We start from the raw sequence: 342 nt of genomic DNA on the forward strand, positions 1-342 counted from the left end.
GCCACTTCAAGCCGTCCGGCACGGGCGAGCCGTACACCATCCTGCTGCCGCCGCCGAACGTGACCGGCACCCTGCACATGGGCCACGCCTTCCAGCAGACCCTGATGGACGCGCTGGTTCGGCGGCATCAAGCTGGGCGCCGGTGGACTGGTGCGCGCCTACGGTGGCGCTGCCGCCGAGTGCCTGCGCACCGCCCCCCGCCTGCCCCTGGTGGCGATGGCCGGGATCCCGCTGCTCAACGGCTTCCTGTCCAAGGAAATGCTGTTCGCCGCAGCGATTACGGCCGGCGGCCCGGGCATCATGCGCACGGCGGTGTCGATCGCGGCGTTGCTGGCAGGCGTG

General features: G+C 71.6%; 2 pseudogenes. Both read left to right on the forward strand.

The features are described from left to right. Positions 1-131, forward strand: a pseudogene (locus ABGA94_RS10010) (class I tRNA ligase family protein); the annotation flags it as partial. A 19-nt stretch (positions 132-150) separates the two neighbouring features. Next, a pseudogene (locus tag ABGA94_RS10015) lies at positions 151-342 on the forward strand (hypothetical protein); the annotation flags it as partial.

This window comes from Stenotrophomonas sp. 3diitr2024 (assembly GCF_042136455.1).
Taxonomy (GTDB): domain Bacteria; phylum Pseudomonadota; class Gammaproteobacteria; order Xanthomonadales; family Xanthomonadaceae; genus Stenotrophomonas; species Stenotrophomonas sepilia.